Source organism: Enterococcus pseudoavium NBRC 100491, from assembly GCF_001544295.1.
Classification (GTDB): domain Bacteria; phylum Bacillota; class Bacilli; order Lactobacillales; family Enterococcaceae; genus Enterococcus_A; species Enterococcus_A pseudoavium.
Genome location: NZ_BCQF01000028.1, coordinates 1 through 19,244 on the forward strand (window position 1 = coordinate 1; position 19,244 = coordinate 19,244).

General features: G+C 43.5%; 24 protein-coding genes and 1 other annotated feature. Of the genes, 5 read left to right on the forward strand and 19 right to left on the reverse strand.

Annotated features, from left to right (window positions below; translation table 11 throughout):
- The first annotated feature begins 210 nt into the window (after positions 1 to 210).
- Positions 211 to 1,779 (forward strand): lysine--tRNA ligase, encoded by a 1,569-nt coding sequence (gene lysS, locus EP1_RS11235; protein ID WP_067627409.1) that lies wholly within the window; start codon positions 211 to 213, stop codon positions 1,777 to 1,779.
- 236 nt (positions 1,780 to 2,015) lie between these two features.
- Here the strand turns inward: lysS and EP1_RS11240 are convergent, their stop codons facing one another.
- The 10 genes from EP1_RS11240 to EP1_RS11280 form a co-directional block, all read right to left on the reverse strand.
- Positions 2,016 to 2,324 carry a hypothetical protein gene (locus tag EP1_RS11240; protein ID WP_067627411.1) on the reverse strand — a complete coding sequence of 103 codons (309 nt, stop codon included), beginning with the start codon at positions 2,322 to 2,324 and terminating at the stop codon, positions 2,016 to 2,018.
- A 145-nt stretch (positions 2,325 to 2,469) separates the two neighbouring features.
- On the reverse strand, positions 2,470 to 2,709 hold the full coding sequence (locus EP1_RS11245; protein ID WP_067627413.1) for a hypothetical protein: 240 nt from the start codon (positions 2,707 to 2,709) through the stop codon (positions 2,470 to 2,472).
- A gap of 469 nt (positions 2,710 to 3,178) precedes the next feature.
- The gene (rpmG, locus tag EP1_RS11250; RefSeq protein ID WP_067627415.1) at positions 3,179 to 3,328 is read right to left on the reverse strand and encodes a 50S ribosomal protein L33; all 150 of its coding nucleotides are present in this window, start codon (positions 3,326 to 3,328) and stop codon (positions 3,179 to 3,181) included.
- Between the two features lie 15 nt (positions 3,329 to 3,343).
- Positions 3,344 to 3,721 (reverse strand): hypothetical protein, encoded by a 378-nt coding sequence (locus EP1_RS11255; RefSeq protein ID WP_067627417.1) that lies wholly within the window; start codon positions 3,719 to 3,721, stop codon positions 3,344 to 3,346.
- Positions 3,722 to 3,731: 10 nt separating this feature from the next.
- Complete coding sequence (rpmF, locus tag EP1_RS11260) at positions 3,732 to 3,908, reverse strand: 50S ribosomal protein L32 (protein WP_067627419.1); 177 nt, start codon at positions 3,906 to 3,908, stop codon at positions 3,732 to 3,734.
- An 18-nt stretch (positions 3,909 to 3,926) separates the two neighbouring features.
- Positions 3,927 to 4,196 carry a 30S ribosomal protein S14 gene (gene rpsN, locus EP1_RS11265; protein WP_067627421.1) on the reverse strand — a complete coding sequence of 90 codons (270 nt, stop codon included), beginning with the start codon at positions 4,194 to 4,196 and terminating at the stop codon, positions 3,927 to 3,929.
- A 340-nt stretch (positions 4,197 to 4,536) separates the two neighbouring features.
- Positions 4,537 to 4,704 carry a hypothetical protein gene (locus EP1_RS13555; RefSeq protein ID WP_167540756.1) on the reverse strand — a complete coding sequence of 56 codons (168 nt, stop codon included), beginning with the start codon at positions 4,702 to 4,704 and terminating at the stop codon, positions 4,537 to 4,539.
- Between the two features lie 42 nt (positions 4,705 to 4,746).
- On the reverse strand, positions 4,747 to 5,187 hold the full coding sequence (locus EP1_RS11270) for a GNAT family N-acetyltransferase (RefSeq protein ID WP_067627423.1): 441 nt from the start codon (positions 5,185 to 5,187) through the stop codon (positions 4,747 to 4,749).
- Positions 5,188 to 5,249: 62 nt separating this feature from the next.
- The gene (locus EP1_RS11275; protein ID WP_067627425.1) at positions 5,250 to 5,951 is read right to left on the reverse strand and encodes a MarR family winged helix-turn-helix transcriptional regulator; all 702 of its coding nucleotides are present in this window, start codon (positions 5,949 to 5,951) and stop codon (positions 5,250 to 5,252) included.
- 218 nt (positions 5,952 to 6,169) lie between these two features.
- Positions 6,170 to 6,628, reverse strand: coding sequence for a hypothetical protein (locus EP1_RS11280; protein WP_067627427.1), 459 nt, complete (start codon positions 6,626 to 6,628; stop codon positions 6,170 to 6,172).
- Between the two features lie 406 nt (positions 6,629 to 7,034).
- On the opposite strand from EP1_RS11280, the gene EP1_RS11285 reads away from it, so the two are divergent.
- Together EP1_RS11285 and EP1_RS11290 are read left to right on the forward strand one after the other, a co-directional pair.
- Complete coding sequence (locus tag EP1_RS11285) at positions 7,035 to 7,754, forward strand: hypothetical protein (protein ID WP_067627429.1); 720 nt, start codon at positions 7,035 to 7,037, stop codon at positions 7,752 to 7,754.
- 235 nt (positions 7,755 to 7,989) lie between these two features.
- Positions 7,990 to 9,207 carry an MFS transporter gene (locus EP1_RS11290; RefSeq protein WP_067627434.1) on the forward strand — a complete coding sequence of 406 codons (1,218 nt, stop codon included), beginning with the start codon at positions 7,990 to 7,992 and terminating at the stop codon, positions 9,205 to 9,207.
- A 58-nt stretch (positions 9,208 to 9,265) separates the two neighbouring features.
- Here EP1_RS11290 and EP1_RS11295 read toward each other — a convergent pair whose 3' ends face one another.
- Entirely contained in the window at positions 9,266 to 9,814 is a 549-nt protein-coding gene (locus EP1_RS11295) for an acyl-CoA thioesterase (RefSeq protein ID WP_067627436.1), read from the reverse strand.
- A 225-nt stretch (positions 9,815 to 10,039) separates the two neighbouring features.
- On the opposite strand from EP1_RS11295, the gene EP1_RS11305 reads away from it, so the two are divergent.
- Positions 10,040 to 11,212 carry an AI-2E family transporter gene (locus tag EP1_RS11305; RefSeq protein ID WP_067627440.1) on the forward strand — a complete coding sequence of 391 codons (1,173 nt, stop codon included), beginning with the start codon at positions 10,040 to 10,042 and terminating at the stop codon, positions 11,210 to 11,212.
- Between the two features lie 102 nt (positions 11,213 to 11,314).
- Here EP1_RS11305 and EP1_RS11310 read toward each other — a convergent pair whose 3' ends face one another.
- The 8 genes from EP1_RS11310 to EP1_RS11345 form a co-directional block, all read right to left on the reverse strand.
- Positions 11,315 to 12,085, reverse strand: a complete 771-nt coding sequence (locus EP1_RS11310) for an ABC transporter permease (protein ID WP_067627442.1) — start codon at positions 12,083 to 12,085, stop codon at positions 11,315 to 11,317.
- Positions 12,078 to 13,013: an ABC transporter ATP-binding protein gene (locus tag EP1_RS11315; RefSeq protein WP_067627444.1), complete on the reverse strand. Its 936-nt coding sequence runs from the start codon at positions 13,011 to 13,013 to the stop codon at positions 12,078 to 12,080. Before EP1_RS11315 ends, EP1_RS11310 begins: the two co-directional genes overlap by 8 nt.
- Positions 13,014 to 13,337, reverse strand: coding sequence for an ArsR/SmtB family transcription factor (locus EP1_RS11320; RefSeq protein ID WP_067627446.1), 324 nt, complete (start codon positions 13,335 to 13,337; stop codon positions 13,014 to 13,016).
- A 304-nt stretch (positions 13,338 to 13,641) separates the two neighbouring features.
- The gene (gene trhA, locus EP1_RS11325) at positions 13,642 to 14,277 is read right to left on the reverse strand and encodes a PAQR family membrane homeostasis protein TrhA (RefSeq protein WP_067627449.1); all 636 of its coding nucleotides are present in this window, start codon (positions 14,275 to 14,277) and stop codon (positions 13,642 to 13,644) included.
- A gap of 88 nt (positions 14,278 to 14,365) precedes the next feature.
- On the reverse strand, positions 14,366 to 14,653 hold the full coding sequence (locus EP1_RS11330) for a hypothetical protein (RefSeq protein WP_067627451.1): 288 nt from the start codon (positions 14,651 to 14,653) through the stop codon (positions 14,366 to 14,368).
- 90 nt (positions 14,654 to 14,743) lie between these two features.
- Positions 14,744 to 15,406, reverse strand: coding sequence for a methionine ABC transporter permease (locus EP1_RS11335; protein WP_067627454.1), 663 nt, complete (start codon positions 15,404 to 15,406; stop codon positions 14,744 to 14,746).
- 81 nt (positions 15,407 to 15,487) lie between these two features.
- Entirely contained in the window at positions 15,488 to 16,504 is a 1,017-nt protein-coding gene (locus tag EP1_RS11340; protein WP_067627457.1) for a methionine ABC transporter ATP-binding protein, read from the reverse strand.
- Positions 16,505 to 16,534: 30 nt separating this feature from the next.
- Complete coding sequence (locus EP1_RS11345) at positions 16,535 to 17,359, reverse strand: MetQ/NlpA family ABC transporter substrate-binding protein (protein ID WP_067627459.1); 825 nt, start codon at positions 17,357 to 17,359, stop codon at positions 16,535 to 16,537.
- 99 nt (positions 17,360 to 17,458) lie between these two features.
- Positions 17,459 to 17,691, reverse strand: a binding site (T-box leader).
- Positions 17,692 to 17,857: 166 nt separating this feature from the next.
- On the opposite strand from EP1_RS11345, the gene EP1_RS11350 reads away from it, so the two are divergent.
- Entirely contained in the window at positions 17,858 to 18,925 is a 1,068-nt protein-coding gene (locus EP1_RS11350) for an iron-containing alcohol dehydrogenase family protein (protein ID WP_067627461.1), read from the forward strand.
- Positions 18,926 to 19,244 lie beyond the last annotated feature (319 nt).

Genomic DNA, 19,244 nt, shown 5'->3' on the forward strand with positions numbered 1-19,244 from the left:
TTTCTTAAAAGGGAAGGGATGAAAAAATTTTTTCAAAATGAAAACAAAAAAGCTCCTTTATAAATAAAAAGGAAAACTCATCGGATTCATATAACTAGGAGAATGTTTCAGAGGAGGTGGGAATTCTTTCCAAAGGCCTTCCTCACCTCGATTTCCCGACTGCAATGATACAATAGGTTTAACACACGCAGAGAATAAGGAGGTTTTTTTATGCATTGGGCTTTTCAAATCGCCACGAAATTGATCCAGCAACACGGGGATGATCCAGCGCCGATCACTTGCGCGTCCGGAGTCAGTCCTTCTGGTTATGTCCATGTGGGGAACTTTCGCGAGATCGCGACGACTTATTTTGTGACCCAAGCACTGAAAGAATTAGGTGCGAATCCACGCTACATTCTATCTTGGGATGATTATGACCGACTGCGGAAGATTCCTAAAAATGTCAGCGGGGTTGCACCAGACAGCATCGGATTGCCCTACACTAAGGTCGCGCCACCGGCTGACAGCGGGACTGGCGCTGCTTCTTATGGGGCTTATTTTGAACAATTGTTCATCGAGGATCTGGCTAGCTTGGACATCCGACCGGAATTTATCTTTGAAACGAAGCAATATGAAAGTGGTGCGTACGACGAAGATTTGGCCCTCGTTTTAGCCAAACGGCAGGAGATCTATGATATTTTGAGTCGTTTCCGCACCGAACCGGCCAGTGCGACGGAGCGGGCGGCGTATTATCCGATTTCGTTGTATTGTGATCAATGCGGCCATGACCTGACTACCATCAAGGCGTACGCTGAGCAGACACGGACACTTACTTATGCTTGCAAAAATTGTGGTCATGAGGGGAGCCAAACGATCGGTCAGCAGCAACACATCAAGCTTCACTGGAAGATTGATTGGCCGATGCGTTGGCGTTATGAAAAGGTCGCTTTTGAACCGGGCGGCAAGGATCATTCTTCGAAAAATGGCAGTTTTGATGTGGCAAAAGCCGTCGCCAAAGAAATCTTTGACTGGCAGGCACCGCTTTATCAGCCTTATGATTTTGTGAACATCAAGGGCCAGACCATGAAGATGTCTAGTTCCACCGGCAATATTTTGACGTTGCCGGACCTTTTATCCATCTACACACCCGAATTGGTGCTGTACCTCTATGCCAAATATCAGCCGAGAGCGCAATTTGATCTAGGATTAGATGACGATGTCTTACGGAATTATGCCGAGTTCGAGCGCTTGGTCGAAAAAGCCAAGACGGGTGAATTAGATGAAACCAATCAGCAATTGCTAAAATTGACTGGTGTCGATTTGGATCAAAAATACCCGAGCTTTAACCATGTCGTCAGCATGCTATCTTTGACTGCCAATGACACGACGCTCACGAAAGAATTACTGGAAAAGGAACAAGCCTATTCAGCTGTTGCGATCGACCATGTCTTAGCGCGGGCTAGCTACTGGATCGAAAACGATGCTCAATCCCGCTTAGTCAGCATCAACCAAGTGCCTGATCAGACGTCTTACGAGCACCTTTCCAATACTGTCAAAAAGCAATTGAAGAAATTCCTGCAGCTCTTGGATACTTCCGCTGACCTGACGGATAACGACTTGATGCAAAAAATCTATGATCTCTCTGAAGCGACTGACAAAAAAATAAAACGGGCAGAACAAAAAGAACTTTTTACTGCCATTTATCGGTTGACCTTAAACCAAGATCACGGGCCCCGCATCCCACTCTTGATCAAAGTCGTTGGACCGCAAAAACTACACCAGCTATTGGACTTTGACTAAACAAACAAGCGGTTGTGACAAAAGTGGGCAGCTTCAAGAAATAAGAAGGAATTTCCGAAAATTGCTTCTCAAATTTTTGTGAAATTTCGGCTTATTTCCGAAGAAGCTACTTTGGGAACACCGTTTATTCGGAAAAAGGAGGTGTGGCAAAAGTCTTGCCACACCTCCTTGATTATTACAAAAAAACAAGCAATGGAGTCCTGTTGGCAGTTGCCTCTCCATTGCTTGTTTTTGTTTTACGCAGAAAGTTTGTAGTGCTGCGGTGTTGGCTGGTATTCATAGGCCAGCGCATCAACTAGTGCGACTTCATTTTCAGGGCTTTGATAGATCTTGTAGACCGTTAGCGTGTCACCTTGATCTTCCGGAAGCTCCACTTCGCAGAGAATCCAATAATAAGTTCCGACAACCGCTTCGGTCCCTAATAAAGCAAGCGGTGTTGCTTTTTGTTTATCTAATAAAGTCTCACGGGCTTTTTCCACCAATTCCCGATGTTTCTCCGTGATCGTTGCTACTTCTGGAATCGCTATGTTTTCAGGTAATTTCATAATAAATGTTGTCCCCCTTAAATACTGATTATAGTTTAATTAGAACTACTATCATAATCTTATAATATTTATAAAAAAACAGCAATTGGAACATTAGTTATTAAAAAAATAATTTTTCAATAAGAGAAATTTTTCACATACTTAGCTAAATACTTAAACTTTCCATTTTATTATTTTCGTTACAAGCCAAAATATTCTCGTATTTTACCAATAACCGATTTTGAAGTTCGCTCACAGCTTCCTGATCGCTCGGATCACAATGAACCACATGGATCAACACCGTTTTACCATAAAGTTGTTCCACCACACCGACAACCGTCTGTTCTATCCCGACTGCTTGGCATTCATACGTATGACCAACTTCAATTGTTTCTGCTATTTCCATCGTAAAGCCCCCTTCAATTTACGCCCTTATACTAACATAATCTAGCAACGACGAAAATACTGATGGACATTTGTGAACTTTCTCTTTTTATTATCTTAACAATAATCAGAAAATTCAAAAAAGCACAAATTTAAATAACGATGGTTATAGATGTTCTTTGCTGCTGACTATTTTGCCAAAAACGGCCGATTTTCACTATAAAATTAATTATTATCATTAATTACACGACAGAAAAACTTATTTTTATCTTTGCTAATCAGACTGATCTCTGCTTCACAACTGTTCTTTTTTCACCTTCGACCTAAATAATTCAATTATTTCGCATATTGTATAAAATCTTGGTTTTTTAACCGTCGCGCCCTTTCGCTAATTGTTAGAAAAATATTTGAGCCTCCACTTGAATCATAGCTGGTGAACTAGCAAAAAAATCGCAGACACACCGGCCTGCGATTTTTTGCTGAGTCGTTTATTATTTTACTTCTTTGAATAAGGCCCGGCGATGCAATTTGGGCGAGTATTTTTTCAACTCTAAACGATCGGGATTGTTCCGTTTATTTTTACTAGTCAAATACAGGCGTTCTCCTGTTTCGACACATTCTAAAATGACTGGTTGACGCATTTGTTTTCCTCCTTTTTAGCGATCTTCTAAGTATGCGGCTAGTTGCAGGGCGAAATCGTAGGGGAGCTCTCCTGTTTTCAAACGATTCTCCAGCTCAACTTTAACTGCCAGCGGGACCTCCCAAAAGCCGTCGATCAATTGAAAGTCTGCGGGATCTCTGCTTTCAAAGATGGGATAGAGGGCTAAGAATTCTGCGAAGGATAGGTTTTCTGCTTCGTAAAAATCTTTGACCAACCCTTGCTGGAGGGCTTTTTGTGTAGGCAAGCCGGTCTCGGTGATCACTTCATTTTCCACCATGGAGCGATAGAGCTCATTTTTGGCGATGTGTTCGTCTAATAATTGCGAATAGTAATTGAAACTCTGTTCAACTAGCGGGGGATAGATAATCTCCATTTGCGCCTCCTTACTCGCCAGCTTTGATGACTTGGCGGCCTTTATAATAGCCTTTCAATGAAACGTGGTGACTGCGGCGATAATCACCGATCCGATCATCAAATGAAATTTCGGGACGTTTGAGAGCTTGATGGGAACGGCGCAATCGTTTCTTTGCTTTTGCGGTTTTTCTTGCTGGTACTGCCATCTGGTTATTCCTCCTTGTTTACCAACTAGCTTTTTTAACCCCGGGGATTTGGCCTTTGTGAGCCAGTTCGCGAAAATGGATGCGGGACAGGCCAAACTTGCGCATGTAGCCCCGCGGCCGTCCATCTAGCCGATCTCGTCGTTTCAAACGAATCGGGTTGGCATCTTTCGGTAACTTCGCCAACGCCTGATAATCCCCCGCGGCCTTCAATTCTCTTCGTTTTGCTGCATATTTTTCAATCAGCGCCAACTGTTTTTCAGTTTTGGCGATCTTTGATTTTTTTGCCAAATGCTGCACTTCCTTTCCGATTTGCCAGACACAAAACGTAATTGTTACGATTTAACAAAAATACCTTATCAGTTCATCGTTTGCTTGTCAACTAAAAAATAACATGATTTTTCGTTCATATGAGCAGTCTTTGAAGTGTTAGTCGTCACCCGTGATGTTTTCACCAGCTTAAAACAACTTAGGATGGGGGAATTTATCTAGATTTTAGGCGTGGGCGTCTCGGAGACTTCATTGAAAAAAACGTGCTAACACAAAAGCTCTAGTGCTCTTTCGCTTCCCTCGCCTTCGCCATCAATAAAAAAAGTTTTGCATCTGTCTAAGCAGTCGCAAAACTTTTTTTCTAGCCTAATTCATATAAATCGTGATATTTCTGATAACTGATCATACCAAGAGACGTCGTGAATAGCCGCGACTTTGCCTCTAACTCGATCCGGATCTTCTCAAATTCTTTCAGTGAATGCTTCTTCTTGGCTTTATCGGTTATTTTTGAAACAGATCGTTCTTTCATGATGAATTCCTCCTTCAGGACTTGAAACAAACCAACGCTCGTTTAGTTTTCTGAAAAAACAGGGACGGTCACACTTGGCAAGACCTTCGTCAGCCAAATAAATTCAATCTCGTGTTTCGTAAAGGGCAACCACACCCGCCGATAGTTGCGTTTTTGGTAAAACTGCTGGGCGGTTTTTCGGCCAGTCAAGATGATGCGGAAATGTCCTTGTTCTTGGGCATATTCTTCGACGCGGCTCATTAATTGATCCCCGACGCGCTGACCTTGATAATCAGGGGAAACTGCGACTTGGCGCACGCGGGCGATTCCGAATGGGTACAATTGGATCGCTGCGGTTCCGATCACTTCGCCTTGTTCAACTGCGACAAAAACGGTTAAGTGGCGTTCTTGCTCCCAATCGATTTTTCCGCCTAAAACTTGTTTACGCAGCTTGACTGCTGCCGTGTGTTCTTTACTAAATAATTCAGCCATTTCAATTTTCATTGTCAACGACCTCCTTTACTCTTTTTCTGATCTTTCATTAAAAAAGATCCTTGCTTGCTTCGTTACCAATTCTCCCAATCACTTTCCTGGGGGGCATCGGTTGGTTTTTCCCGCTGGGGCTTTGCTTGTGGATCAAAAGGCCCTGGCCCAAAGCCGTGGGCTCTAAAATCTCGGCCTCCGAACTGGTTACGCATCTGTTCCCGCCACGCTCGTTTTAATTGACGGCGTTGGGCGGGAGTCATCCGACCGACTTCCGACGTGTGGGGATCAAACTGCAACTTCATCGCCTTCAAGGCCTCGATCGCTTCAAACGGATCGTTAGGAAATTCTGGTCGACCGCCAAAATCCTCGCTCCAACCGGCAATCATTTTTCCTAAGAGTTGATTCAACGTCTCTAACTCGTCATCAGTCAAGCCGGCAAAAAATTCGGCAGAACGTTCTTGCGGTTTATTTTGATTGGCCTTGGTTCGACCGATCGCTGTGATATAAATCCGTTTGATCCGCTTGTCTTGCTCATCTTCACTGCGCTGAATTTCTCCGCGATTTTCTAATTTATTCAAAATCTCGGTGACCGAACTTGGCCGCATATCTAAAATCTCGGCTAAAACACCTGAAGTCACACCGTCTTCTTCCGCTAAAATATCTAAAACCAACTGTTGGGTTGGTGCTCCTTTGGGCTGGCAAGTACCGCTGTCCATCAAGCGATGGCTGGCCTTTCCCACGTAAGAGAGACGTTTCAAGAGTTCTTTCGTGTACTCACTCATCGTTTCTCGCTCCTTTTCATCCGTTTTTACCTTTACAGTTCATTCTTTGATTAGGTAAATCTGTTTGTTTCGGTACCTATATTTTAGGTACCTAACCTTTATTTGAGTTTAGTATACTTCGGTACCTAATCATTGTCAATAAATAAATTGAATTTTTTTAATCATGCTAAAAAAATTTAAACCGTAAGAGATAACGGAGCGCAAAAAACCTTACCGACTTAGGGAACCGTAGCGCTGTAACGGGTCGCTAAAGCGATCTGCTTCATCAATCCCAGCAGGCGTTGGAAATGCCAGACTGGCACTTGGGGAAAGAACTGTAACAGCAGATGTTGCCATTCTGTCTGTGAAAAATAGCTTCTAAAATAAAAGAAATAACGAAGGCTTTCAGCAGCTGCTTGCTTTATGTAAAGTGCGCGAACAAGTTCGGCACAGGGTTGGTTGATCTCTTCGGTCCCCAATTCATTCCGGATCTGCAACAGGCGCGCCAATTTAATGACCGTTTCGCCATCCTGACTGGTCCGATAGTAATCGGTGATTCGCTTTTCTAAGGTGCGCTGCTTCAAGTGAAACATCTGACGTGCTGTAAACGGATGGCGTTGCATAGGGACCTCCTCTTTGATGATTTTTGCTTCACTTGTATTAACGAAAGTTTTTGCCCACTTGCGTAGTTTTTTCACTAAAAGGCCTCGTTGATCCCGCTTTTAAAAAAATTTTTGCCCCATAGACACATTCAATTCACAAACTTTTTTCACGAGCTTAAAAAGGATTAAAAAACAGCTGATTCATGGGACATTCTTTCAGCCGTTAAACAAAAGAAACATTACGCAATAACATAAGTATTGTTATATAAAAAAAAGAAAAATATCTCCCTACGTTTTTCTTCAAACAATCCCCGCAGAAAAAAACTCATTTATTTTAATAAAAACAAACGCGATTCATATTTTTGCCGTTGAGCTGTTTTTTCACAAATAAATCGATATTTTTTTTGTTTTCATCGCAAAAAAGAAAGCGTGTACATTTCACTTGATTGGTTTATATTGATGGTGCAAACAATCAGTACCAAAAAAAAGGAGGAGATTTTTTATGCGTACATTTAATCAAGCCGACTATTTGGATGATCAACTTTGGTCGCCCTTGTGGGAGCGTTATTTGAAACAAGCGGTGCCCTTTGATCCGTTGAATACGAAGGAGATTTCCATGATCGTTCCGATTCCTGAGCAAACGGGTGTATTGATCTTTTCTGAAAAAACGATTTACCATAGCGATGAGAACGGGCTGACTGTCTTAAAGCAATACTCTGCTGCCCACGGGTTTCCCCACTATAAGTTGGTCTGTACTTGTCTTAAAACCCTGCCTTCGTTCGGTTCCTACAAATTCCCCTGGCTTTGCCTGCATTTTTCACTATTCCCTTTAGAAAATACCCAGCGGACCATCTGGATGAATCCCTTGAAGATTTCCCAGCTCCATTATGAAAATGACCGTTATTACGCGGAAATGCTCACCACACCAAATGTCGCACTGCCGATTTTGAAACGGAGTTTTTTCTTGCGCACCGAGCTCGCCTTGTATTCTTTGGCTTTGTTTCGCCACGATGTTTTGCGCTTCCACAAAAAAGCCGATACTCCTCTGGCTTATTTAGAGTTGCCGGATACCTTCTTTGCGCGGCAGATCAGCCAACGGCATCGCCTTTCGCAGTTTTCCCATCGCATCGGTGAATTCACTAGTCAGTACAACCGGACCCATTTCCTGCATTATTATGACAAACTGGTCGACGATCCCCATAAGCTTGACTGGAACCGCTGATCTTTTTGTAAGACTGATCAAAGACGAACGGGATCGACGTCAGGTACGATAATCTTCGTTTCAAAAGCTGAGCCCTCTAGCGGTTAAGACCGGAATCTTTTTTATCTGCAGTGAAAAGCTTGACCATCTTTTTTCAAAATTTAGCGACTCTCTTCCTGTGCTATCATTTTTGAATACTTTTTTTTAAAGGTATTGTATGATGGATACGAACTTTTACTATTAAGGAAGTGTTTGAATGGATGGAGAAAAACAAAAGCAGCCTCAGCTGACCTCGGGATTGACTTTCTTGCTGGCCTTGACTTGTGGGGTTGTTGTCGCCAATATGTATTACATTCAACCGATCGGAACGCAAATTGCTAAAACGTTCCACATCAGTACTGGATCAGTTGGGATTGTTACCATGTTGACTCAATTAGGCTACGCATTGGGGTTGCTCTTTTTAGTTCCGTTAGGGGATGTGATGGATCGGCGGAAGCTAATCATTCGCATGTCTGCCCTGTCTTCGATTTCCTTGCTGGCGGCTTTTTTGGCACCTAATTTCTTATTATTTGCTTTGGCAGGCTTTTTGATCGGATTGCTTTCGATCGTCCCTCAAGTGATTATTCCCTATGGTGCCATGTTGGCAGGGCCAGCGAAGCGGGGACGTGTCATGGGAAAACTCCTCAGTGGTTTATTAGTCGGGATCTTATTGTCACGAACAGTCTCTGGGCTGATCGCCAGTGTCGTTGATTGGAAATACATCTATGTCTTGGCATTGGTAGTGATTGCGTTATTGACCCTCATTTTGCAGGTCAAGATGCCTAAAAACAGTCAGCCGCTCAATCAGCAAAATTATTCCTATTTAACAACGCTTAAAAGCATCCCCCATTTAGTTGCGAGTCAGCGAGAATTACGGGAAGCTTCCATCAATGGTTTCTTCATGTTTGGGACCTTTTCGATTTTTTGGTCGACCTTGATTTTTTATCTCAGTAGTCCGGCCTACCATTGGGGGACACGAGAAGCTGGGATTTTAGCAATTTTTGGGCTGGCTGGAGCGGTCGCCGCTCCCATCGTCGGTCGCTTAGCCGATGATTATTCCGAACGAAACATTGTTTTGATGGGCCTTTTGATGCAGACGGCGAGTTTCATCTTGCTCCTTTTCCTAGGAAGCCATCTAGTTGCGCTGATTGGGGCGATTGTTTTATTAGACGTCGGCAATCAGTTTGGGCAAGTCTCCAATCAAACCCGGGTCCAAGCGTTAAGTGAGACCGCCAGCAACCGCAACAACACCGTATTTATGTTTTCGTATTTCATCGGTGGCTCCTTAGGCTCTTTAGTCGGGAGTTTGATGTGGCAACACCATGGCTGGATCGGTGTCACCTTGGCCGGTCTTTTATTCCAATTACTGGCTTATGGCTGTCATTTTTTGCTTTTTTCTTCGAGGAAAAATTTGCACAACGGAAATAACGATTAACCTGCTCCATTCAATCTAAAAGCCTCGCTAAGTAAGATACTTAGCGAGGCTTTTTTGGTTAGTCGCCGGTCCCTTCATCCGACCAAGGCAGATCGGTTGAGAGCAAGGCCGCAAACTTTTTGTAATCGTCGCGTTCTTTTAAACGATGGTCGCGGCGTTTTTCATAGCCGTCGCAGACCATTTTTTCCTCAGCGGTTTCGGGGATCACTTGGGGAACCGTGAAAGTTTGTTCTTCATTCATATGAGAAGGTACCGCTACAAAGGTGGTAAAACAGGTCGCGGCTAAATAACGCTCGCCGGTGGTCAGATCCTCACCGATGACTTTGACAAAGACTTCCATCGACTTATGATGACTGCCGGAAACGTAACATTTCACACAGACGGAATGATTGGCATGGAGCGGGTGTAAAAAATTCAAATTATCTAACGACGCCGTCACGGCTCCCCGCCGACAATGGCGTGAAATCGAGATCGAAGCGGCATCATCGATCAAGGTCATCAGCTTGCCGCCAAATAAATAGCCGAAAGGGTTTAAATCAAAGGGAAAAATCCGGTGGGTCTGAATCACACGGGATTCACGACAAGTTCGTGCTTGTACTTCAGTCAAAAAAATCCACTCTTTCTATCAATCATTTTCTAGCTTCTCAATTATCCCATCTTCTCCGCTTTTTTTCAAAAAATCTGAAAAGTATACAGTTTCCCAGACATTCGGTATACTGTTTTTATAACCTATTGTAGTCAAGGTCGGCTTTTCTTCGATGTTCTTTCGTCTTAGACCGCCCGCTTCGATGCTAAGCTTTGCAAAATCCATTCATCCAAGGAGGTTGAAGCAATGGAAAAAGAAAAACCCTCAAAACTGATTCAGTTTTTTGGCGGTAAAACGTCCTACTACTTGCTCGGACTGATTATTTTAAGTGCTTTAGCAATCTATTTATTGAATACGGTCTCTTTTATCTTCCGACCCCTCGTAGTGCTCATCAGCACGGTCTTGCCACCGATGATCTTTGCGTTGTTACTGTATTATTTACTGAATCCGGTGGTCAATTTTTTAAGTAAAAAAGGGCTTTCCCGCACCGTAAGCATCATCTTGACCTATGTCGTGATCTTCGGTCTGCTGTTTTTTGGCGGAACTCGCTTAGTCCCTGTGATCCAAGACCAAGCGCAGGAATTGATCAAGCAATTTCCTAAGTATCTCGATGATTTCCAAAACAGTCTCAAAAAATTCTTAGATGCCACCCCCTTTGCCGATTCATCCGACCAAACACTGGACTCCCTCGATAAATTGGCCAAAGAGGCGCTGAGCTATCTCGGGAATAATTGGCAAGACGGGGCCAAAGGCTTAGGGACTATTTTCTCGGCGGTTTCCAGTACGGCCATCACTTTATTTACCGGTCCGATCATCGCCTTTTTCTTGATCCAAAGTCCCCACAAACTGTATAACGCCGTGATGGAATTGATCCCGCCGCGCTTTCGCAAGGATTCCAGCGCGCTGATCAAGATCGCCAATCAACAATTAGGCGCCTTTTTAAAAGGACAAGTCATCGCTTCGCTTTTGTTAGGCTTGATCTATTGGGTCGTCTTCTTATTATTGGGACTGCAATTTGCAACGGTGATCGCCTTAGCCGCCGGAATCTTGAGTATCATTCCTTACATTGGCTCGTTTCTGGCCTTCTTACCAGGCTTATTCATCGCCTTTCAGGCTTCCACTTTCATGGTTGTCAAATTCGTGATTGCCTGGTTCGTGGTGCAATTGCTCCACGGCGACCTCGTCGTTCCTCGGGTCATGGGGGATCGCTTGAAGATTCATCCCATCACCATCTTAGTGGTGTTACTAGTGATGGGAGATTTGTTGGGCTTAGTCGGGGTGATCTTTGGAATCCCGATCTACTCAATGATCAAACTCTGCGTCGTCTTTACTTTCCGCAAATTCAAACAACGCTACAATAAATACTTTGCCGACGAAGGCGCGTATCGCAACACCGGCTTTTCCGAAGAAGATTATTAAAAAAAGTTCAAGCTCAACGCTGAAAGTCTCGTCAAGGGTTCGCTTAGCAACCTTTGGCGGACACTCACGCTGGAGCTTGAACTTTTTTTGTGGATATAACGATTAACTCCGCAGTCCTCTGCCGCGACTAATCAAATAGTAGCAAGCAAAATACAGCCCGGCTGTAAACAGCACCAAAACACTGAGGGATACCGCTAACGGAACATCGGTCTTCCCTAAAAAGCCGTATCTAAATCCGGAGATCATGTAGACGATCGGATTGATTTTCGAAACGCCTTGCCAAAAGGGTGGCAACATCGAGATCGCATAGAAGACCCCGCCTAAATAAGTCAAAGGCTGCAGAATAAAAGTCGGAACGATCGAGACATCATCATAAGACTGGGCAAAGACGCCGTTGATCAGACCCGCCAGCGAAAACAAAATCGCGGTCAACAACAAGGTCAAAATAATGATTCCCCACGAATGAACATTCAGCGGGACGAAAAACAGCGATACGATCGTGACCAAGCCGCCGACTAACGTACTGCGGCCGACACCACCGATCACAAAGCCCCAAATGATGATATGAGCTGGGACCGGGGCGACCAATAATTCCTCAATATTTTTTTGCAGTTTTTGCGAAAAGAAAGAAGACGAGACATTGGCATAAGAACTGGTGATGGCCGACATCATAATCAGTCCGGGAACGATAAATTCAATGTAAGAAAAACCGCCCATATCACCGATCCGACCGCCGATCATTTTTCCAAAAATAATGAAATACAACGAGGTCGTGATCACTGGCGGCACTAAGGTCTGGACCCAGATCCGCAAGTAGCGATTCGTTTCTTTGGCCGCCAAACTTTTTAAGGCCGTAAAATATAGACTAAACATGAGCTTCCTCCGATCGTTTCTTTTCTTCGGTGATTTTCAAAAAGAGCTCTTCCAAGCGATTCGATTTATTACGCATCGATAAGACTTTGACGCCTTGCTCACTCAACTGTTGGAAAATCTCATTGACCCCTTGTTGCCGCTCGACTTCTACCGCTAGCGTCAACTCATCTTCTAGCGTGGAGCGATAGCCAGCGATTTGGGGCGCATCTTGGTAAGGAGCCAAATCGAAGATAAAGGTTTCAAATTGCAATTTTGATAGCAGTGTTTTCATACTCGTGTTTTCAATCAATTCTCCAGCTTGGATGATCCCAATATTGCGACACAACATCTCCGCTTCTTCCAGATAATGGGTGGTTAAGATAATCGTCGTCCCATTTTCATTCAATTCTTTTAAAAAGCCCCACATCTCGCGGCGCAGTTCGATATCGACGCCGGCCGTTGGCTCATCTAAGATCAACAAGCGCGGTTCGTGCATCAAGGCCCGGGCGATCATCAGCCGGCGCTTCATCCCGCCGGAAAGCATCCGTGCACGCTCGTGCCGTTTCTCCCATAAATTGGATTGCTTCAAATATTTCTCGCTCCGCTTGAGGGCTTCTTTGCGGGGAACTCCGTAATAACCCGCTTGGTTCACGACGATCTGCTGAACCGTTTCGAAGGGATTGAAATTGAATTCTTGCGGAACCAAACCAATCTGTTGTTTGGCCTTATCCAGATCCGTATCCAAATCGTAATCAAATACTTTGACCTTGCCGCTAGTTTTATTGACAAGTGACGTGATGATGCCGATGGTCGTGGACTTGCCAGCACCATTGGGACCTAACAGCGCATAAAAATCCCCGGTTTCAACAGTCAGGTCGATGCCTCGCAAGGCTTCTACTCCTGAGCCATATACTTTCTTTAAAGCTTGTAACTCTAATGCATAAGTCATTTATCTGTTCCTTTCATCCGTCTCAGACGTTTTTTTACTGCTAGCTTGGGCCGGTGCCAAGAATAATTGCCCAATCGATTCCATAAACTCCGTGACAAAACTTTCCGTGAGTTGATAATGATGCCACGTCCCTTCCTTGGTCACCTCCACGATCCCCGCTTTTTCGAGAACTTTCATGTGATGGGATAAGGTGGGCTGAGTGAAGGCAAAATGATCTAAGAGATGACAGGCACATAAGCTGCCCCCCGACAACAAATCAATAATCTTTAGCCGGTTTGGATCAGCCAGTGCCTTTAAGACCCCTGCCAGTTCCTCATAATCCATTCACTTTCCTCCTTTAGATAGATAACCATCTATCTAAAGATAGACAACCCCCGCAAACTTGTCAAACGTTTCTGACTTTTTTTGTACATAAAGACTTTGTGACGAGACAAAAAAGGAGTTGTGACAAAAAGCTTGTCACAACTCCTTTTTCCGAATAAACGGTGTTCCAAAAGTAGCTTCTTCGGAAATAAGCCGAAATTTTACAAAAATTTGAAAAGCAATTTTCGGAAATTCCTTCTTATTTCTTGAAGCTGCCCACTTTTGTCACAACCTCTTATTTTATTAACCATTCTGTGCCAACTTATTATAAATAAATCGAAAAGAACATCAACAGCGCGCCTAACATCACGAATAAATGCCAGACAACGTGCATATAGCGGCGATTTTTCATACTATAAAAGACCGAACCAACGGTATAAGCCAACCCGCCGCCGACTAATAGCAGTAAGCCTTTCAGCCCCACGCTGTGATACAAGCTAGGTAAAGCGATCACGACCGCCCACCCCATCACGTTGTAAACGATCGTTGACAGTTTCGAGACCGTCTTGACCTTACTTAAAGTCAAACTTTTATAAACAATCCCTACGATCGCCGCCAGCCAAATAATGCTTAAGAGAACGATCCCGATCGTCCCTTTGATATACAGCAGACAATACGGCGTATAGGTTCCGGCAATCAGCAGATAGATCGAACAGTGATCAAAGACTTGGAAAACTTTTTTGGCCTTTGTGAAAATCAAACTGTGAAACAAGGTCGATGCTGAAAATAATAATAACAGTGAGACACCATAGACAATAAACGAGACATAATCCAGCCAACTATCGGCCTTTCTCAGCAAAAAAACAAAGCCAACAATACTCAAGATTACCCCAATCCCATGGGTCACTGCATTCAACACTTCATTTGTGATCAAATACTTACGGTTAAATTGTGTTTCCATTTAGTTGCCACCTCGAATTATTTATTAAAGACACTATATCATGATTATAAAAATAATTCAAACTGGTTTCTAAAACTAGATGTTAACATCAGCCTAAAAAAACCCCTTGATCCACCAGCCGATAACCGAAAATCAACTGCTCCTCCACAAAGATTTCAGCGTCTTTCGCTTCATTTAACACGTGAATCAGCTGATTCAGCGTCAAGACTTGCTGCGGCGCTTTCGTTAAAATGACTCTATTTTCACTTACCGTGACGGCTAAATGATTGGTGAGCTGCTCGCCGGCCTTGACATAAACGTACTGATAGGATGACAATTTTTTCAACTCTCCCGTGGCATCGACTTGAATGGCTGTCAATAAATCTTTCCCTCGCATATTCTTCCCCGCTTACTCCGTTATTTCCTTTATTATAGCAAAAAAACAAGCGTTGAATCGGAATGCCACACTCCCCGATTCAACGCTTGTTTACCCCCGATCCAAACTTTTCGCGATCGTATTTCCCAGTGATTGCACGATTTGGACCAAGACGATCAATAAAATAATCGTCGTATACATCACCGCCGGCTCATTGCGCAAAAAACCATACTGATAAGCAATACTCCCTAAGCCGCCAGCGCCGACTAACCCAGCCATCGCGGTCGCACCGATCAAACCAATCAGCGCGATCGTTAAGCCGCGGATGATTCCGCCCCGCGCTTCTCTTAATAACACGCTGCGGATAATATGGAAATGACTGATCCCCATCGCTTGATAGGCCTCGATCACCCCACTATCGACTTCCAGCAGAGATGTTTCGACTAAGCGCGCTAAATACGGTGCCGTATAAATGATCAAAGGCAACAGCACCCCTTGCACGCCAATCGTCGTGCCCATGATCAATTTCGTCAACGGTAAGATCAAGAACAACAAAATAATAAAGGGCAGTGAGCGCAGGACGTTGATCACACTATTTAAAATCGAATAGATCAGCGGATTGCTGTTGAGACCGCCGGGACGTGTGATGACTAATAAAACGCCCAACGGAATACCAATCAAAATCGATAGCGCAAGTGCGACCAAAACCATTACCAGTGTTTGGCCTAGTCCCTCGATTACGACACCACCCCACTGATTCCAAAACTCTCCCATGAAATAACCTCCTGTTAAATAAGTAAATAAGTTCTTCTTTTTAAGTAAAGTATTGCTAACCGCTCCGAATGACACTACTAGCTAGACCGCCACTTCTTTAATCAAGACCCCTTGGCTTTTGATATAGGCTTTGGCTGCATTGAAATCAGCCTCCGTTCCGCCGTCGAATTGGACCAATAATTGACCATGCCGTTTTTCTTTTAAATAGCCAATATTGCCGCTGAGAATATTGGGACACAAAGGAAAATCCTTGGCGACTTTGGCTAAGACCGGCTCCGTTGCCTCGTCACCGATAAATTGCAGCTGCACTAAGCGGCCACTGCCTTGATAAGCAGCTAAGACTTCTGCCGGTACATCATAACCGTCGTTCGCTCCGATAAACCGTTTGGTCGTTTCTTCTTGCGGTTGGGTAAAGAGATCGATCACTGGCCCGGCTTCGACAATCCGTCCGGCTTCCATCACAGCTACCCGATCACAGATCCGTTGCACCACCTCGATCTCATGGGTAATCAAAAAAATCGTGATCCCCAATTCTTGATTGATTTTGGTCAATAACGCTAAAATCGAATCAGTCGTCTCTGGGTCTAAAGCACTGGTGGCTTCGTCCGATAATAAAATCTCCGGCTCATGAGCCAGAGCCCGGGCGATCGCCACACGTTGCCGCTGTCCACCGGATAATTGGGCGGGATAATGTTCTTGCTGCTCGGTCAAACCCACTAAGGTCAAGTATTTTTCCACCCGTTCAGTAATAACTGCTTGGGGTAACCCTTCTAATTTTAAGGGTTTGGCGACATTTTCATAGACTGTCGCGGTCGATAACAAATTATAGCCTTGAAAAATCATGCCGATCTTGCGTCTAGTTAACAATAATTCTTTTTTGGTGAGTTCTCGTAAATTTTGACCATTGATCACAATTTCGCCGCTGGTCGGCGGTTCTAAAAAATTGATCATGCGAATCAGCGTTGACTTTCCGGCCCCGGAATAGCCTACCACTCCGAAGATCTCGCCTTGTTCAATCGTCAGATCGACCTCTTTGACTGCTTCGATCCGTCGTTTTTTTTGCTGATAAACTTTTGATACTTTTTTTAATTCAATCATAGAAAGCCTCCTGTTAATGACCTGACGATTTTAAAATGCGGGAACGACAGAACCTTTGAATTTTTCTTCAATAAATTTTTTGGTTTCAGCCGATTGGTAATACTTTTTGATTTCTTTGACGATTTTGTCGTCTTTATTTTCAGTCCGGACGGCAAAGACATTGTAATTAGGGTTATCTTTCAATGGTTCATGGTAGATCGCATCATCATTGATGGTTAAACCTGCTCCGAAAGCAAAATTCGTATTGATCGCCGCTGCTGCCAACTCCCCTAATTGAGAAGGAATCTGTGAAGCTTCCAATTCGACGATTTCAACGTTTTTAGGATTTTCAGCAATATCATTTTTCGTTGCTTTGATCTCTACACCGTCTTTCAATTTCAAGACACCAGCTTTTTCTAATAATTTCAATGCCCGATATTCGTTGGTTGGATCATTCGGCACCCCAATTTTATCGCCGGATTGAAGTTTACTTAAATTCGAAATCTTTTTAGAGTAAACCCCTAATGGGAAAGCCACCGTTTTGAAGGCCGATTCAATTTTATAATCCTTATCTTTCACCTGTTGTTCTAAAAAAGAAAGTGTTTGATAGCTGTTTCCATCTAAATCGCCATCACTTAAGGCCGTATTCGGTGTATTGTAATCATCAAAACTTTTCACCTGAATCTCAAGCCCATCTTTTTTCGCCTGCTTGGCCACTTCCTCTAGAATCTCTTGGTGGGGACCCGATGTCACACCAATCGTGACTTTTTTCTCATCCAATGGTTGGGCTTCACTTTTACTCCCACAGCCTGCCAATAACCCGCTCACCGCAAGGGCGGCTACACTTAATAAAATCCCTTTACCTAATTTTTTCATCTTCATTTCCTCCTAATTTGTCCTATTTTTCTTCGAATGATTCACGCTTCAACAATCTACCAACAAAAAAAGCCCGCCCTCTTCCCACACTTAGTGTTGGAAAAGGACGAGCTGACTCGCGTTACCACCTTTATTTGCAATCATCTCACAACGACTGCCTCGACAAGTACGATCATACTTGAGCGTTGTTAACGAGCGCTGCCCCGTCACTACCTACGTATCGATAGTGCCATTCAGAGACCATTTTCTAAATTCTCCCGCATATCCGTTCTCACCTACCCGGACTCTCTTGGATGCTTCGTCATTTATACTTTTCTCTTCATCACGTTTTTTTGTTTAGCAAATTGATAAATCGTATGTTACACGTCAAAAGAAAGACTGTCAACATTTTTTATCATAAAAAACACAGTTGACTTTAATTTTAACAAGGAATAAACTAGTTGAAATCTCACTTAATACTTTTTTATTATCAGAAACTTTACTAAGGAGTTGGATTCAATGGATATCTCTACCGAAGTACGTCCTGGCGCAAATCGCTACGTTAGCGGAGAAGGCATTCTCCAAGATTTGCCTAGCTATTTAGTTGGTTTTAAGAAGATTTCAATCATTACTGGCGAGAAATCGGCCGAAGCCTTCAAACAGTATTATCGAAAGGAACTAGACTACCCTACTTATCGCTATGACGGTAGTTCCAGCCAAGAAAATGCCCTCGAATTGACCGCCAAAATCGAAGAGGCTGAACTGATTTTAGCCATCGGAGCGGGGCGAGTGATTGATACCGCCAAAATGGCGGCAGAAGCCTTGAACGCCGAGCTGATCGTCGTCCCTACCTTGATTTCAAATTGTGCCCCTTTCACTCCGATCGTGGCTGTCTATCACCCTGATCGGACGTTTAAAGCGATTGGCTACATGAAACGCGCTCCTTTCTTGACCTTAGTAGATTCCAAGTTTCTACTAGCGACACCAAAGGATTATTTCGTGGCCGGGATCGGTGATACCTTGGCCAAGTGGTATGAAATCGAAGGCCTTACCCGAAATTTACCTGATGAACAAAAATCGGCTTACGTTCGCTTAGGAATCGCCAGCGCCAAAGCGATTCAAGAAATCTTATTAAACGATGCCATTCCAGCCATTCAAGACTTAGAAGCTCAAAAAGCCACACCGGCTTTCAGTCGAATCACCGATACGATTATCGGATTAGCCGGCGAAACTGGCGGCTTTGCTGCTTCATTTGGCCGTTCGGCTGGTGCCCATGCCGTCCATGACGGTCTTTCCTATCTGGCCGCTGCTCATGAACAGCTTCATGGGAAAAAAGTCGCTTACGGTATTCTGGTCCAGCTAGCCCATACCAATGATTTAAGAGAAATCAACAAATTAAAAACCTTTTACCAAGCAACTGGCCTACCACTAAAACTAAAAGAGCTGAATATTTCAGACACTTCAAAAGAAAACTTAGCACCTGTGATCAATCATGCGGCTTCAGCCAATGAAACCTTCAAGCTAGTTGATCCACAAATTACGGCCGATCAAGTTTATCAAGCCATTAAAACAGTCGAATCATTATAAAGTTTACTTTTAAACCTTTGAGGTATACCTCAAAGGTTTTTTGTTTTGTCGTTTACTTCAAATAAAATAGCGGTTCACTTTAATCATCGCTAAAATAAAAAGCAAACCTTAAATAATATGATTAAACAAGTAATTTAATTAAAGTTTACCTTTTAAATTTGTAAAACAAAGTAAACCTCAAATGATAATTATTCATTTTGAAGTTTACTTTGTTTATCGATATTGACCATATTTAAAGTAAACTTTTTAATTGATATAAAAAGTTTACTCTATTTATTTGATTGCATCATCGGATTACTAGACTCATTTAGCGGTTGGC

Excerpts from the sequence above, each read along its gene's own strand:
- rpmG (WP_067627415.1), bottom strand. The coding sequence starts at position 3,328 with ATGCGTCAACCAGTCATTTTAGAATGTGTCGAAACAGGAGAACGCCTG.
- EP1_RS11335 (WP_067627454.1), bottom strand. The coding sequence starts at position 15,406 with ATGGGAGAGTTTTGGAATCAGTGGGGTGGTGTCGTAATCGAGGGACTA.
- rpmF (WP_067627419.1), bottom strand. The coding sequence starts at position 3,908 with ATGGCAGTACCAGCAAGAAAAACCGCAAAAGCAAAGAAACGATTGCGC.
- EP1_RS11305 (WP_067627440.1), top strand. The coding sequence starts at position 10,040 with ATGGAAAAAGAAAAACCCTCAAAACTGATTCAGTTTTTTGGCGGTAAA.
- EP1_RS11290 (WP_067627434.1), top strand. The coding sequence starts at position 7,990 with ATGGATGGAGAAAAACAAAAGCAGCCTCAGCTGACCTCGGGATTGACT.
- EP1_RS11310 (WP_067627442.1), bottom strand. The coding sequence starts at position 12,085 with ATGTTTAGTCTATATTTTACGGCCTTAAAAAGTTTGGCGGCCAAAGAA.
- lysS (WP_067627409.1), top strand. The coding sequence starts at position 211 with ATGCATTGGGCTTTTCAAATCGCCACGAAATTGATCCAGCAACACGGG.
- EP1_RS11275 (WP_067627425.1), bottom strand. The coding sequence starts at position 5,951 with ATGAGTGAGTACACGAAAGAACTCTTGAAACGTCTCTCTTACGTGGGA.
- EP1_RS11330 (WP_067627451.1), bottom strand. The coding sequence starts at position 14,653 with ATGCGAGGGAAAGATTTATTGACAGCCATTCAAGTCGATGCCACGGGA.
- EP1_RS13555 (WP_167540756.1), bottom strand. The coding sequence starts at position 4,704 with ATGAAAGAACGATCTGTTTCAAAAATAACCGATAAAGCCAAGAAGAAG.
- EP1_RS11315 (WP_067627444.1), bottom strand. The coding sequence starts at position 13,013 with ATGACTTATGCATTAGAGTTACAAGCTTTAAAGAAAGTATATGGCTCA.
- EP1_RS11270 (WP_067627423.1), bottom strand. The coding sequence starts at position 5,187 with ATGAAAATTGAAATGGCTGAATTATTTAGTAAAGAACACACGGCAGCA.
- EP1_RS11255 (WP_067627417.1), bottom strand. The coding sequence starts at position 3,721 with ATGGAGATTATCTATCCCCCGCTAGTTGAACAGAGTTTCAATTACTAT.
- trhA (WP_067627449.1), bottom strand. The coding sequence starts at position 14,277 with ATGGAAACACAATTTAACCGTAAGTATTTGATCACAAATGAAGTGTTG.
- EP1_RS11240 (WP_067627411.1), bottom strand. The coding sequence starts at position 2,324 with ATGAAATTACCTGAAAACATAGCGATTCCAGAAGTAGCAACGATCACG.
- EP1_RS11345 (WP_067627459.1), bottom strand. The coding sequence starts at position 17,359 with ATGAAAAAATTAGGTAAAGGGATTTTATTAAGTGTAGCCGCCCTTGCG.
- EP1_RS11350 (WP_067627461.1), top strand. The coding sequence starts at position 17,858 with ATGGATATCTCTACCGAAGTACGTCCTGGCGCAAATCGCTACGTTAGC.
- EP1_RS11245 (WP_067627413.1), bottom strand. The coding sequence starts at position 2,709 with ATGGAAATAGCAGAAACAATTGAAGTTGGTCATACGTATGAATGCCAA.
- EP1_RS11285 (WP_067627429.1), top strand. The coding sequence starts at position 7,035 with ATGCGTACATTTAATCAAGCCGACTATTTGGATGATCAACTTTGGTCG.
- EP1_RS11320 (WP_067627446.1), bottom strand. The coding sequence starts at position 13,337 with ATGGATTATGAGGAACTGGCAGGGGTCTTAAAGGCACTGGCTGATCCA.
- EP1_RS11340 (WP_067627457.1), bottom strand. The coding sequence starts at position 16,504 with ATGATTGAATTAAAAAAAGTATCAAAAGTTTATCAGCAAAAAAAACGA.